Genomic DNA, 15167 nt, shown 5'->3' on the forward strand with positions numbered 1-15167 from the left:
CGCAGATGTTAGTCTCAAAACAATGGTTGAACGAATATGTGGATGTCAGTCATACATCAGGACAAGATTTGGCTGATTTGATTACAAAGAGCGGAATCGAAGTCGAAGGCGTAGATGTCCGGGATGAGGCGTTGAACAACATCGTCGTCGGACGTGTATTAACGAAAGAAAAACATCCAGAAGCAGATAAATTGAATGTCACGACGGTCGACATCGGGCAAGACGAACCGGTCCAAATCGTGTGTGGTGCACCCAACGTCGAAGCCGGACAAGATGTCATCGTCGCACGCGTCGGAGCTCGCCTGCCAGGTATTAAAATCAAACGTGCTAAATTACGAGGTGTCGTCTCAGAAGGGATGATCTGTTCACTCGAAGAACTCGGATTCGAAAAGAAATATATCCGAGAAGATGAGCAGGACGGGATCCATACGTTCCGTGAACCAGTCACACCAGGACAAGACGTTTTGGAGTTACTCGGTCTACGTGATGAAATCCTCGAACTTGGATTAACGCCGAACCGGTCGGACTGCCTCAGCATGTATGGTGTCGCATACGAAGTGGCGGCGCTTTACGATACGACACCGACTTTCCCGGTCGTTGAAGTCAACGAAGCAGAAACTGCGACGGCAGTCGACGTGACGCTTGATTCAGAGGACTGCCCGTTCTACGCGGCACGAGAAATTCAAGGCGTCACGATTCAAGAATCACCGACTTGGTTAAAAAACCGCTTGATCGCGAACGGGATTCGTCCAATCAACAACGTCGTCGACGTTACGAACTTCGTCTTACTCGAGACAGGTCAACCGCTTCATTCATTTGATGCTGAAAAACTCGGAAAACGGATCGTCGTGCGTCAAGCGCACGCAGGAGAGTCGTTTACGACGCTCGACGAAGTCGAGCGGACGCTCGATTCTTCGATGCTCGTCATCACTGACGGTGAACACCCGGTCGCGCTTGCTGGTGTCATGGGCGGAGCGAATACCGAAGTCGATGAAAACACGACATCGATCATTTTAGAATCAGCTTACTTCGCACCGATTTCCGTCCGGAAGACGAGCCGTGTTCTTGGACTTCGCTCGGACTCGAGTGCTCGTTTCGAAAAGGGCGTTGATCCACGTCGTGTCTTGTTAGCACTCGATCGGGCTGCAACTTTGATTGCTGAACTCTCGGGTGGAACGGTTCAGGCTGGTGTCGCTCAAGCAGGAACGCTCGAGCTTAACGATCACTTGATTGAAGCGAGTGTCTCGTACATCAATCACCGTCTTGGTATGGAGATTGAAGGAACGGTCATGCAAACGTTACTCGAACGTCTTGGTCTCGGTGTTGAATTATCGGGTGATGCCTTGACAGTTAGCGTACCAACTCGCCGCCAAGACTTGAAAATTCCAGCTGATTTAGCGGAAGAAGTCGCTCGTCTCTACGGATATGATGCACTGACTTCAAGCTTACCGTCTGAAGCGAGCCGTGGTTTCTTACCAAAACGGAACATTCACCGTCGTCATTTACGCCGGACATTGCAGGGAGCAGGTCTTTCGCAAGCCATCACGTATTCATTGACGAGCGAACAACGCGCGATGCAATTCAATGAACGAGAAGATTTGCATCCGGTCAAATTGGCGATGCCAATCAGTGAAGCACGTTCGACACTGCGGACGTCACTCATTCCGGGACTCCTTGAAGTCGCGCAGCATAACGTCGCACGACAGCATGCCGATGTCGCGTTTTATGAACTCGGCAGTGTTTATCTGCAACGGGATGCGTCACTTGAGACACTCCCGATTGAACAAGAAATGATCGGTGGCGTCGCAGTCGGTGTGTCAGAACAACACCGTGCGCACGGAACGCTCGTCAAAACAGATTTCTTCGTCATGAAAGGAATCGTCGAGACACTCGCTTCTGCAGTTGGTGTTACGTTGACGTTCGAGGCAGCGAGCATTCCATCGATGCACCCAGGACGGACGGCGCGCATTTTGCTTGACGGAGAAGCGATCGGATTCGTCGGTCAAGTGCATCCTGGTCTGTCAAAAGAACAGTATGGTCTAAAAGAAGTGTACGTCTTTGAATTAGAGGCGATGGCACTACGTTCGAAAGAAGAGCAGGTCTACTCGGAAATTTCACGTTTCCCATCAATGACACGCGACTTAGCAATCGTCGTCGAGCGATCAGTGACGGCGCAATCCATCGTCGATGTCATGACGGAAGCAGCCGGTCCACTTCTTCAGACGATCGAATTGTTCGATGTCTACACGGGTGAGAACGTTGGAGAGAATGAAAAATCATTCGCTTTCTCCCTCCGTTATCAAAACAAAGAACGGACGTTAGTCGATGAAGAAATCACGACAGCGCAACAGCGAGTCGTAGATGCAGTGAAAGAAACGTTCAATGCGGAACTTCGCGCATAACCAGGATAAACAAACAGCCGCTTTCCTTTCAGAGGAAGGCGGCTGTTTTCGTTTGACGACAGATTCAAGAAGCAAGTTCTTCTGTTTCAGATGACGCAGCTTGTCGTTTCGTAAAGGTGAAATACAGTAGACCACTTACGAGAACGATCAGACTACAGGACAAGAACATATTGGAATAGCCGATACCGCTTGCGACAGAAGCAAGAATCAAGGCACCGATTCCAAAACCTGTGTCGTAAGCAAGGAAAAAGGTCGAGATGGCTTTCCCTTTCTGTGCAGGAGGTGCGAAATTCAAGAGGACGGTTTGAAGGCCCGGGAAGATGGAAGCAGAACCGACTCCAATAATGACGGCTGCAAGCAATAAACCGGCAAACGAAGGATACATGCCGAGAATGACAAAGCCTATCATATAAAGAACATACGATGGCAACAACACGAATGCAGCTCCTCGCTGATCAAACAATTTTCCGGCAATCGGTCGAATCCCGACCATCCCGAGAGCGACTAATGCATAAAAATAAGAAGCATATGCGACATGTCCGATCGAGTCCGTATACAGTGAGATAAACGCTGATGTACTAGAAATCGCAACGCCTGCCAACAGAGTTGCTATCAACAAAAGCGGACGTGATAAGAAGAGGGACTGACTTAAACGAAACGCGGACGTGCTTGGAATATGTTGACTCGTCAGCGGTAGACGCATCATTAACAACAAGGCGATGACTGCTAGGGCAGCAACTGTCACGAAGTACAGAACAAATGCTTTTTCTTGAATAAAGGTTAGACCAATGACAGGACCGAGGACGGATGCCAAGTTCATCGATAGGACGAAATAGCCCATCCCTTCACCTTGACGTGTTTTTGGAATCAATGTCGTAACGGCGAGACTGATCGAAGAAGATAACATTCCGAAACTAAACCCGTGGATGATACGAATAACGATTAAATAGAAGAATGATTCCAGTGGTAGGACAAGCAAGTAGCAGAGGCTCATTAATGTAAAGAGACTTGCAGAGACCATTAAGACACGCTTTAAATCATAACGATCTAACCAGTGACCGATCAGTGGGCGAGAACAGACGGTTGCCAGGATGAAACTCGTCACGATCCACCCGAGTGCTGAAGCGGAGACTGGAAACTGTTTAGCAGCTAGTAAAGGAAGTGAGGCATTAAGTAGATAAAACGTGATGAAGAGCAATAGGTTAATGATCAGCGTCATGACGTAATGACGCGAGAATAACCGAGTGGTCATGAAGATTCCTCCTGTCGATGTAGAGTAAGTAGGTGCGTCATCCACTCACCAAGCTGTTGCTGATCGGTGAGGGAGAAGGAGGCGAGTAAGCGTTGGTGGGTCTCTTGGACCGCAGCATCGATTTGGTCGAACCGTTCGATAGCTAAAGGTGTCAATGAGACAAAGTGTGTTCGTCCTTCTTTTATCCGAGTAATGAAACCAAGCGTCTCAAGACGTGAGACGGTTTTCGTCACAGCTGGTTTTTCAATGATTAAGTAATCGGCCAGTTGGACTTGTGAGACAGGTTGTAGTAATGCAACTGCTTTTATTAGTGCCCATTGACCCGTATGTAACGAGTAGGGAAGCAAGGTAGCATCAATCTCTCGTTTTACGAGACGTGAGACTTTTGATAGTTGTCCGAGTACATCTTCTTGTGTGTAGAGCATCCTATTTCTCCTTTTAGTTAACTAGTTAACTTTAAGAGTGTATCAAAGCTGATTAATAGGTGCAAGGGAAGAAACGCTCATTTCGAGCATTGAAGAGAATAATTTTCTAGCATGATAAAAGATTAAGCAGGTCTTAAAGCGGGTATGTTCCGTAAAAGAGTATTTGATTTACTTGAAACAATGGATACGACTGTTTATGTGATTGGTTCACTAATTCATCTTGACATAGAGAAGAGACAAGAAGGGAAGAGTACATCATGAATCGACTAGCGAAGCTTCTGAATGAACTATTACCACTCACTATAAAGGAAGCAATCAATCCACTCATTACGAATATCGCAACCGATTCGCGACAAATCACACCTGGCGGATTATTCATCTGTATCAACGGCTACACGGTTGATGGTCACGATTATATCAATCAGGCAATCGAGAACGGGGCTGTGGCGATTTTAGCTGAACGATCGTTTCCGGATTGCCCGATTCCCGTCATTACCGTGCCGGATACGAAACGACTTGCGGGTCAAGTCGCGAATCGCTTTTACGATCAACCGAGTCAAAAGATGCGTGTCTACGGTGTAACCGGAACAAACGGAAAAACGACGACGACGAAATTGGCGTATGATCTCTTTCGAGCAACAGGTGTGAAAGCCGGCATGATCAGCACGGTCGGTGCACGAATTGACGAGGAACTCATTGAGACGCCGAATACGACGCCTGAAGCCATCATCTTACATCGACTGTTGTATGAAATGGTTGAAAAAGGCGTGACGGATTGCATCATTGAAGTGTCTTCTCACGCACTAGCCGAAGGTCGAGTCGAGGGAGTGTCTTTCCACTCGGCAGCATTTACAAACCTGACGCATGATCATCTGGATTATCATCATTCAATGGAAGATTACGCAAAGACGAAAGCTTTGTTGTTTCAACAAGTCGCTGCGTCAAATGGTCGGACCATCGTCTTGAATCGAGAAGATGGTTGGAGTCGCGTCATGCGAGAAGCTGCGCCTTTGCAACCCGTTATCTGGTATACGACGAAACCCCACCGAACGTCACAGATTGCGGTCGAATGGCTGACGGATACCGTCAATGTGCGGATTGACGAGACGACAACACGTGTGCCGACAGCTTTACTAGGTGAGTTCAATGCAGCGAATTTAGCGGCAGCGATGGGATTGTTGCGGGCAGGCGATGCCAACCTCTATACGTTGATTCGTCATATTCCAGAACTGGAATTGCCGAAAGGACGACTCGAACGACTGGACTGGGCACCTTGTGAGATTTATATCGATTATGCCCATACACCGGATGGTCTAGAAAAATGTTTGCAGGCACTCACTTCTTCCGGAGAGTCGCTATCGGTCGTCTTAAGTGCAGCTGGAGAGCGTGATCGAACGAAACGAGCGGAGATGGGGCGAATCGCAAGTAAATATTGTGAACACATCATCGCAACGGTCCATGATGCGAGGACAGAGAATCCGGATCGAATCATCGAAGAGTTAATCGTCGATATTTCACGTGAACATTTAGTAGGGTGTCATACATCCCGTCACGAAGCGATTGTACAAGCAGCACATTTGGCGCACGAAGGGAAACGCATCGTCATCGTCGGGAAAGGTCATGACGAGGTAGAACGAATCGGTACAAAAACGATTCCTTTTAATGAAAAACACATACTGCTTGCGGAATTAGAACGACTGTCTGAAGGGAAGTCCGTCATTTAAAAAACCGACCATTCCGTTAAGGTCATGGTCGGTTTCGTTTCGCAGCTAGTTGTTGTGCCTTTTTCGTATTCGCAAAATGGGCTTTCGTCCAGTCACGAAGTTTGTCAGCTCCATAACGTAAAATCAGTGAGGCAGCGACTTGATCCACTTTAGCACCAGCACCTTTCGGAATGACGACACCTGTTGTTTCACTCAACTTGTCCATCTCCTTCAAAAAGATGGCGCGAGCAATGATCGAGGAGGCAGCGACGGCGACATGGAGTTGTTCCGCCTTGGTCGAGAAGTAGACATTTTCTCGAACGGGATTGATGACACCAGACAAGTGTTTATAGTAAACGGTCTTTTCAGCAAACTGATCTATCAAGATCGCTTCTGGTTTCGTCTCCAGTTTGTCAAGAAGTCGCTGCAGGACATCATTATGCATCAGGGCAGTCATCTTTCCTTGTGTCATCGTGCGTTGCATTTGATTGTATTCTGGATTGTGTAGGATACGATATGTGTACGGAATGACGGCATGAAGATCACGGGCGATCTTTCGAATCTCCGTGTCATTCAAGTGCTTGGAGTCACGTACACCCAGTTCTCGAAGGAGTGCAATCTGCTTTCGATCAACGAAGGAAGCGACGACGACGAGTGGACCGAAGAAATCGCCTTTTCCAACTTCGTCACTGCCAGCGACGGACCATTCTGCAAAACCATTTGGTAACGTTGAAACAAGTGGTTCCTTCGATTTAGTCGGTGTAGCCGTGCCGAAGCGTGAAGCGATCGTTTCGGCTTCGGTTCCTTGAAACATCACTTTTCCAGAATTGTAAATCGTGATGACACATCCGGGTACTTTAGCGGCGAAACGAGCATACGGTGGACTCTTCGTCTGTCCTTGTTTAAACTCTTGTATGACGAGATCTTGCTTTTCTTTAGATAAGCGTAAAACGATAGTTCCCACGAGATAACCTCCCTTTCCGGGATTAAGCATACCATCCTTAAGACCGATGGGGGACTTCTTTTCCTAAAACGAAAATGATGGTACTATATGAAAGAAGCAAAGTATGAGGAGGACAGAAAAATGGCTGATTCAGAAGGGTTGAACCGGACGACGATTCATATCGCAGGCAATGATTATACGATTGTCGGAACGGAGTCGCCAGAACACGTACGCGAAGTGGGTCTCCTCGTCGATACGAAAATTCGAGAAATCCGAGAACAAGCACCACAACTCGACGTTCGTCAAATCGCCGTCCTAGCGGCGCTTAATATTGGTAGTGATTACGTAAAAATAAAAAAGAATTTGGGTGAACTATAAACTATGATTTCTTTCGTTATCTTATTACTTCTCGCCTTAGGCATCATGACAGGTGTCCGACGGGGAGTCGTATTGCAGGCCGGGCATTTGCTCAGCCTGATCATTTCCTTCATCGTCGCCTTGTCGTTCTATGAGGAACTGGCGACGAAATTCCGTTTGTGGGTTCCATATCCGTCGACGCTGGATGATGCGGGAATCGATTTGACGATGTTCGCAATTCCAAGTTCAGCACGACTCGATGAAGTGTTCTATAAAGCCTTTTGGTTCGTCGTCCTGTTCTTCGGTACAAAAATCATCTTAGCGATCTTATTGTCGATGTTTGATTCGTTGACGAATGTCCCGATCTTAAAACAAGTCAAAGGATTATTAGGTGGCGTCTTCGGCTTCATCGAGATGTATATCTTCATCTTCTTGCTCTTGTTCTTAGCGGCATTCGTTCCGATTCAGTCGATACAGGATGCGATCGCAGACTCGAGTTTGGCAAGCTTCATCATCCAACATACACCGCTCCTTGCGAATTGGCTGATGGACAAAGTTGGATTGATAAAATAAACATGCTCCCGTTAAATGGGAGCTTTTTTTGAGGGGAGAATTGCACATGCGTACGATTCAAGATGCAATGCGTCACTTGGAACGAATCTCAGTCTATCTAGAGGTTAAAGGGGAAAATCCGTTTAAGATCAATGCTTTCCGAAAAGCAGCAAGTATCCTCGAAGCATCCGATGCTGACTTCATGGCAATCGAGGATTTCACGGCGATGAAGGGGATTGGTAAAGGAACGGCCGCTGTTCTTGAGGAGTACCGGGAAACGGGAACGAGTACGGCACTGACGGAACTCGAACAAGAAGTACCGGAAGGACTGATCGCTTTACTAAAGATCCCGGGTCTTGGTGGGAAGAAACTTGCTAAATTGCATGAAGTCGGCGTCATTGATGCGGATTCCTTTGCAGAGAAATTAGCGGATGGTACAGTCGAAACGATGCCTGGATTCGGTAAGAAGACGGTCGAAAAGTACGTCAAAGCGCTCGAAACGTTTGAAACACGACCGGAACGATTACCGTATGGTGTCATGCGGAAGGTCGTTGCGGAATTAAATCAGACCCTTGCGTCGTTCGATGAAATCATTCGCTTCGAAGTTGGTGGGAGCTTCCGCCGAGCAGAAGAGACGTGCAAGGACCTTGATTTCATCCTCTCGACGAACGAACCGGATCGGATCAAGGAGCAACTATTGGAACTGTCGCTCATCGATGAAGTCATTGCTGCCGGCAGTACGAAAGTATCACTCGTCTTAAAACGAGACGTCCATTATATCGCGGTTGATTTCCGAATCGTCGATGACGCGGCGTACGCGTCAACGTTACATCACTTCACGGGTTCGAAGGATCACAATGTCCGGATGCGTCAACTTGCCAAAGAACGGGGAGAGAGCATTTCTGAATATGGCGTTGAGACCGAGCGAGGATTAGTGCAGCCGAAGACGGAAGAAGAATTGTTTGCGCGGTACGACTTACCGTTCATCGCACCTGAATTACGAGCAGGGCGTCAAGAGTTCGAGCAGGATTTGTCACGCCTTTTGACGGAACAGGATATCCAAGCAGATGTACACATGCATACGACATGGTCAGATGGAACATTATCTGTTGAAGAATTAGTCGATGCGTGTGCTGCACGAGGGTATACATGGATGGCGATCACCGACCATAGTAAGTATATGAAGTTCGTCAATGGATTGACGGAAGAACGTCTACGTGCGCAACGTGTCGAAATCGAAGCAGCACGCAAGAAACATCCTGAGATGACGATTTTATGTGGCGTCGAGATGGATATCTTGCCTGATGGGTCGCTCGATTATGAAGATGATTTCTTAAAAGAGATGGATTACGTCATTGCCTCGATTCACTCGAAATTCGATCAGACGGAAGAAGAGATCATGCAACGGCTTGAGAATGCGTGTCGTAATCCTTACGTTTCTCTGATTGCCCATCCGACAGGACGAATCATCGGTAGACGAGAGGGCTATGCCGTTAACGTTGATCGCTTGATCGAACTAGCAGCCGAGACAGGAACAGCGCTTGAGATGAATGCAAACCCGGCACGATTCGATTTGACGGCAAGTTCCCTAGCAAAAGCGAAGGTTGCTGGTGTGAAAATTTTGATCAATACAGATACACACCGACCAGAAATGTTAGAAGATATGAAACTTGGAGTCCTCCATGCACGTAAAGCCTATTTGGAGGCGTCTGATGTCATCAATACGTGGAGTGCCGAAGCAGCACTTGCTTTCTTCGGTCGAAAACGTTTAGGAGTGGATTAAATGAATGCCAACGCATTACGCGTCTTAGAATATGAGAAGTTAAAAGAAAACATGTTATCGTTCACGGCAAGCTCACTTGGAGCACAGTTCGTTCGAGCGATGCGTCCGGCGGAAGAGTTCGAGCAGGTCAAGGAATTATTAGCCATCACGACGGAAGCAACGACGGTTTACCGGTTGCGTGACCGTTATCCGTTCGGTGGATTGACAGATGTCCGCAGTGAAGTGAAACGAGCAGAAATTGGTTCGGTCCTCTCGACGAGTGAACTTTTATCCGTCGCAGACGTCGTTTATTCAGGACGTCAAGTGAAGGCGTTCCAAGAACGATTGCATGAGGATCACCCGGATCTACGATTACCACGACTCGATAGTCGAATCGAACAGATCACGAAGCTCGTTGAGATCGAACAGGGGATTCGTCATGCCATTGACGACCAAGGAACTGTTCAAGATTCGGCAAGTGATAAATTACGAGCGTTACGTAGTCAGTTGCGTTCGCTCGAAGGACAAGTTCGTTCAAAAATCGATAGTGTCTTACGTAGTAAAGCGAAGATGCTGTCTGACGCCATCGTGACGATGCGAAATGATCGCTACTGTGTCCCGGTCAAACAAGAATATCGTCAAGCGTTCGGTGGGATCGTCCACGACCAGTCAGCTTCTGGAGCGACGTTATTCATCGAACCGCAAGCCGTCGTTTCTGCGAACAACGAGATTCAAGAAGCGCGTTTGAAAGAACGGGCGGAAATCGAACGAATCCTCGCCCAATTATCAGCACTTGTCGGGAGTGTCGGTGACTCGCTGCGCATCAATCTTGATGTATTAGCAGAACTTGATTTCATCATGGCGAAAGCGTTGTATGGTCATCAGATCGGAGCGGTTGAACCACGCTTGAATGAAAATCGCCATATCATTCTGAAGGAAGCACGACATCCCTTCATTCCAAAAGAAGAGGTCGTACCGATCACTGTCTCGCTAGGTGGCGATTTTACATCACTCGTCATCACCGGTCCTAACACCGGTGGTAAGACAGTTACTTTAAAGACGATTGGTCTTTTGCAATTGATGGTGCAATCAGGACTATACGTACCGGCAGCAGATGAGACGGAGCTCAGTGTCTTCGATGCGATTTATGCCGATATCGGGGATGAACAGTCGATTGAACAAAACTTGTCGACGTTCAGTTCGCATATGACGAACATCGTCTCGATGATGGAGAAAATCGATTTCATGAGTTTGGTGCTGTTTGATGAATTAGGAGCGGGAACGGATCCGACAGAAGGAGCTGCCCTGGCGATCGCGATTCTTGATGAAGTGAAACGGCGCGGAGCACGTGTTGCAGCGACGACGCACTATTCGGAGTTAAAAGCGTACGGCTATAACCGAGAAGGAGTCGTTAACGCGTCGATGGAATTTGATGTTGAATCCCTCAGTCCGACGTATCGCTTACTCATTGGTGTACCGGGACGTTCGAACGCGTTCGAGATTTCAAAACGTCTCGGACTCGAAGACCGGATCATCGATGCGGCACGTGGTCAAATCGGTAGCGACGCACAGTCTGTCGAGACGATGATCGAACGACTGGAAGAGGCGAAACAGCGTGCTGAAACGTTAGAGGCTCAGTTGCTAGAAGAGAAGAAACGACTCGTTGCAGAGCGTGAGCAATTCGAGCAAGAACAAGCCGAGATCCAGGAAGAGAAAAATGAGATTCTGGCAAAAGCGGAAGAAAAAGCAGCACGTGCAGTCGAACGTGCCCAAAAAGAAGCGGAAGGCGTCATTAAACGTTTGAAGGAATTACGAGACGCTGGTGCCGTCAAAGAGCATGAATTGATCGAGGCACGTAAAAAACTTGAAGATGCGAAGCCGAGTCTGCAAGAAAAACGGATCGCTAAAGTTAAAGCGAAATACGATCAAACGCCACGTTTTGATAAAGGGGAAGAAGTTAAAGTCACGACCTTCAATCAAAAAGGCTATATCATCAACCAACAGGCGAACGGCGAGTACACCGTTCAAGTCGGCATCATGAAAGTGAACGTCAAACCGGAAGATCTCGCGAAGATCGGCAGTACTCCAAAACGTCCTCAAACAAAAGGGCGTTCTGGTGGTACGAGTGTGACGAAACAATCGGCGCCTTCAGCTGAACTGGATTTACGTGGCGTCCGTGTTGAAGAAGGATTATCGAAGCTCGAACGCTTCATGGACCAAGCTTTGTTATCGAACTACGACCATATTCGTGTTATCCATGGTCTGGGTACGGGAGCGATGCGTCAAGGTGTCCAAGAATTCTTGAAAGGTCATCGTCACGTCAAAGGTCACCGCTTAGGTGGTCAAGGTGAAGGCGGACACGGTGTGACGATCATCGAACTGAAATGAGGAAAGCAGGATGAACATTTTTGAGAACGTCTATGTCTATACGACAGCGCTCTATTCGGTCGCGGGATTACTGATCATTTTAGGACTTGCACTTTTTGAGTTGACAACCCGGTATAAAAACTGGGAACATATCAAGAGTGGCAACATCGCCGTTGCGTTAGCAACAGGTGGAAAAATCATCGGACTCGCCAATATCGTTCATTTCGCTGTTCAAGGGGAAGAACGGGTCGGGTCGATATTTCTTGAAAGTGCTTTTGGCTTCTTACTGTTGATATCGACATACTGGATCTTTGAATTCCTGACACCGAATTTGCCGGTAGACCGTGAAATCGAGAACGGCAACATTGCTGTCGGTATTATTTCATGTGCCTTATCGATCGGCATGTCCTACGTCATCGGATCAGCGTTAGTGGGGTGAATCCGTGTTAGAACGTTTAGCGAAAATCATGTTCGGGGTTTCGATCGCCTTTTTGGTCGTCGGTATCCTTTGGATTGTATTTAATTAAAAGAACCGGTCTTACCGTGTGATCATTCCGTACTGACATCGTTTCAGTACGGAATTTTTATTGGAAGCCACGCCTAATCAAAAAAGGAGGAACGCATATGAACGTACGAAAAACAACAACGGCAGAAACAAGACGCCGTGCTTTTGAAGCAATGCAATTAATTTCTTGGAAGGATATTTTTTGGGTCATCATTGGATCAGCCATTCTTGCCTTTGGCATCAATTACTTTACGATTCCAAACGATTTATCAGAAGGTGGATTGATCGGGATCACGGTCATCTTCTACTACCTCTATGGCTGGGATACGGGACTTGTTTCCCTGATTGCGAACGCTTTGCTGTTCGTCGTCGGTTATCGATTCCTTAGCCGGAAGACGATGCTTTACTCCGTCATCTCGGTCGCCGTCACATCGTTTGTCCTCTCTTCGACAGCAAATCTAGCGACATCATCGGATAGCCGTTTAATTGGTACGGTCTATGCGGGTATTCTAATTGGTGTCGGAATCGGACTTGTTATTCGTGCTGGAGGAACGACGGGTGGGGGTGTGATCATCGCTCGATTGATGAATAAGTATCTCAATCTCAGTATCGCGGTTTCGATGTTCATCATCGACGTCGCAGTCGTCGGCGCATCAGGGTTCCTATTCGGAGAAGAGACGATGCTGTATACGTTGATTGCGATCATCATCGGTTCGTACTTGATTGATCTCGTCAGCGAAGGATTGAATGTCCGCGAAGCGGTCACGATAATCAGTCATCGCCAAGAGGAAATCGCGACAATCCTGACAGAGACGCTCGGCCGTAGTGCAACGGTCATTCACAGTCACGGTCATTTCACGAAACAAAAAAATGATATGTTGTATATGATCGTCGATAAACGACAACTGGCACCGTTGAAACAGATCGTCGAAGCAGCGGATCCCCGCGCCTTCGTCGTCATTCATAAAGTGCGCGAAGTCATTGGAGAAGGATTCACGTATCCATCCCGGTGATGTCTATTAAAAAGCAGTGCTGCTTCTTTTTCGGAAACGAGAAAGGGAAGTGCTGCTTTTTTGTATGATTCTCGATTGAAAGAATCGAAAAAAAACAAGCAGATTCGATTTCTTTTTTTGGATTTTACTGGCATGTCGAATTGGAATCAACGTATAATAAAAATGAATAGTAATTCATTATCTGGGAGGGAAACGTATGGAATCCGTTTGGTTATCTGATTATCCCGAGCAAGTACCCGCATCGATTGATTATCGAGAATTACCTCTTTATCAGGCACTCGATGAGGCAGCGACCGATTTTCCAGAACAACGTGCCTTGAGTTTCTTAGGAAAACGTATGACGTTTCGTGAAGTACGTGACGAGGCCCGCGCACTTGGGAGCCTGTTACAAGAGCACGGACTAAAAAAAGGGGATCGCGTCGGACTGATGTTACCGAACTGTCCCCAGTATATGATCAGTTATTATGCGGTTCTCTATGCAGGTGGTATCGTCGTCCAAGTGAATCCACTCTATACAGACCGTGAACTTGAACAGATTCTCGTCGATTCGGGAGCACATCTACTCGTGACGCTTGATCTACTTTATCCGAAAGCGTCTCGTGTCAAAGCGGCGACGACACTTAAGACGGTCGTGACGACAAGTATCGCGGATTACCTTCCCTTCCCTAAAAATAAACTGTATCCGATTAAAGCACGGAAAGATAACAACATCATCATTGATACGACAGGTTCGATTCCGTTTTTATCTTTGCGGGGGTATGAGCCGATTACACCAGTCGCGATTCAACCGAAGGAGGACGTCGCGGTTCTCCAATATACGGGTGGAACGACAGGCGCACCCAAAGGTGTCATGTTGACACACTTCAATTTGAGTGCAAACGTCGAACAGATTGACAAGTGGTTCTATAAATATAATCGAGGAGATGGACGGAAGCTGTTAGCAGTCGTTCCTTATTTCCATGTCTATGGCATGACGTGTAACCTCAATTTCGGCATATTTAATGCCTATGAACAAATCATCGTTCCAAAATTCGATATTGAACAGGTACTCAAGACGATTCATAAGGAAAAACCGAATCTGTTCCCAGGTGCTCCGACGATGTATGTCGGTCTATTGAATCATCCGAAGCTGAAGAAGTATGATCTCTCTTCGATTGAAGCCTGTATTTCTGGTTCAGCTCCACTACCTGTCGAAGTGCAGGAAAAATTCGAAGCGCTGACGGGTGGGCGGATCGTTGAAGGATACGGTCTGTCTGAAACGAGTCCGGTGACGCATACGAACTGTATCTGGGATCGTCGGATTCCTGGAACGGTCGGTATTCCGGTGCCCGATACGCAAGCGAAAATCGTCCAAGCAGACGGAGAGACACCAGCTGCTCCAGGTGAGATTGGTGAGATCATCGTCACAGGTCCGCAAGTCATGAAAGGATACTGGAAACGACCAGAAGACACGCAAGCGGTACTGCGAAACGGTTGGTTGCATACGGGAGACCTTGGATATATCGGTGAGGATCATTACTTCCGAATCGTCGATCGGAAAAAAGATTTAATCATTGCTTCTGGATTCAACATTTATCCACGTGAAGTCGAAGAAATCCTATATGAACACCCAGCCGTCAAAGAAGCGGTCGTCATCGGTGTTCCAGATGTCTACCGCGGAGAGACCGTCAAGGCGTTCATCGTCGTCAAGGATGAGATGACGGTCACGGAAGAAGAACTCGATCAATTCTGTCGTAAACAGTTAGCATCGTTCAAAGTACCGAAGCAGTACGAATTCCGGCAAGAGTTACCGAAGACGTTCGTTGGTAAGATTCTCCGCCGTGTTCTCGTTGAAGAAGAACGTGCCAAACAACTCGAAGAAAGCAGTTGACAGGATAAAATGGCAT

The 15167-nt window shown here is 47.4% G+C and carries 12 protein-coding genes; 9 read left to right on the forward strand and 3 right to left on the reverse strand.

Features of this window, described 5'->3' with window-relative positions:
- Positions 1 to 5: 5 nt before the first annotated feature.
- Positions 6 to 2402, forward strand: coding sequence for a phenylalanine--tRNA ligase subunit beta (gene pheT, locus EXG77_RS04435; RefSeq protein WP_035396567.1), 2397 nt, complete (start codon positions 6 to 8; stop codon positions 2400 to 2402).
- 64 nt (positions 2403 to 2466) lie between these two features.
- Here pheT and EXG77_RS04440 read toward each other — a convergent pair whose 3' ends face one another.
- Both EXG77_RS04440 and EXG77_RS04445 read right to left on the reverse strand, forming a co-directional pair.
- On the reverse strand, positions 2467 to 3654 hold the full coding sequence (locus EXG77_RS04440) for an MFS transporter (RefSeq protein ID WP_035396569.1): 1188 nt from the start codon (positions 3652 to 3654) through the stop codon (positions 2467 to 2469).
- Positions 3651 to 4079: a MarR family winged helix-turn-helix transcriptional regulator gene (locus tag EXG77_RS04445; RefSeq protein ID WP_023469008.1), complete on the reverse strand. Its 429-nt coding sequence runs from the start codon at positions 4077 to 4079 to the stop codon at positions 3651 to 3653. The genes EXG77_RS04440 and EXG77_RS04445 overlap by 4 nt, the downstream gene beginning before the upstream one ends.
- A gap of 257 nt (positions 4080 to 4336) precedes the next feature.
- Here EXG77_RS04445 and EXG77_RS04450 point away from each other — a divergent pair, with 257 nt between their 5' ends.
- Positions 4337 to 5803, forward strand: a complete 1467-nt coding sequence (locus EXG77_RS04450) for a UDP-N-acetylmuramoyl-L-alanyl-D-glutamate--2,6-diaminopimelate ligase (protein ID WP_023469007.1) — start codon at positions 4337 to 4339, stop codon at positions 5801 to 5803.
- A 22-nt stretch (positions 5804 to 5825) separates the two neighbouring features.
- On the opposite strand, the gene rnhC is transcribed toward EXG77_RS04450, so the two are convergent.
- Positions 5826 to 6746 (reverse strand): ribonuclease HIII, encoded by a 921-nt coding sequence (gene rnhC / locus EXG77_RS04455; RefSeq protein WP_023469006.1) that lies wholly within the window; start codon positions 6744 to 6746, stop codon positions 5826 to 5828.
- A 120-nt stretch (positions 6747 to 6866) separates the two neighbouring features.
- On the opposite strand from rnhC, the gene zapA reads away from it, so the two are divergent.
- The 7 genes from zapA (at position 6867) to EXG77_RS04490 (ending at position 15151) form a co-directional block, all read left to right on the forward strand.
- Positions 6867 to 7103, forward strand: a complete 237-nt coding sequence (gene zapA, locus EXG77_RS04460; RefSeq protein WP_029342308.1) for a cell division protein ZapA — start codon at positions 6867 to 6869, stop codon at positions 7101 to 7103.
- Positions 7104 to 7106: 3 nt separating this feature from the next.
- The gene (locus tag EXG77_RS04465) at positions 7107 to 7655 is read left to right on the forward strand and encodes a CvpA family protein (protein ID WP_023469004.1); all 549 of its coding nucleotides are present in this window, start codon (positions 7107 to 7109) and stop codon (positions 7653 to 7655) included.
- 46 nt (positions 7656 to 7701) lie between these two features.
- Complete coding sequence (gene polX, locus EXG77_RS04470; protein ID WP_035396571.1) at positions 7702 to 9417, forward strand: DNA polymerase/3'-5' exonuclease PolX; 1716 nt, start codon at positions 7702 to 7704, stop codon at positions 9415 to 9417.
- Positions 9418 to 11784 carry an endonuclease MutS2 gene (locus EXG77_RS04475; protein ID WP_035396573.1) on the forward strand — a complete coding sequence of 789 codons (2367 nt, stop codon included), beginning with the start codon at positions 9418 to 9420 and terminating at the stop codon, positions 11782 to 11784.
- Between the two features lie 10 nt (positions 11785 to 11794).
- Positions 11795 to 12202, forward strand: coding sequence for a DUF350 domain-containing protein (locus EXG77_RS04480; protein WP_023469001.1), 408 nt, complete (start codon positions 11795 to 11797; stop codon positions 12200 to 12202).
- Between the two features lie 185 nt (positions 12203 to 12387).
- On the forward strand, positions 12388 to 13281 hold the full coding sequence (locus EXG77_RS04485) for a YitT family protein (RefSeq protein WP_023469000.1): 894 nt from the start codon (positions 12388 to 12390) through the stop codon (positions 13279 to 13281).
- A gap of 196 nt (positions 13282 to 13477) precedes the next feature.
- On the forward strand, positions 13478 to 15151 hold the full coding sequence (locus EXG77_RS04490) for an AMP-binding protein (protein ID WP_035396576.1): 1674 nt from the start codon (positions 13478 to 13480) through the stop codon (positions 15149 to 15151).
- Positions 15152 to 15167: the final 16 nt, after the last annotated feature.

This window comes from Exiguobacterium sp. OS-77 (genome assembly GCF_000414195.2).
GTDB classification, from domain to species: Bacteria; Bacillota; Bacilli; order Exiguobacteriales; family Exiguobacteriaceae; genus Exiguobacterium_A; species Exiguobacterium_A indicum.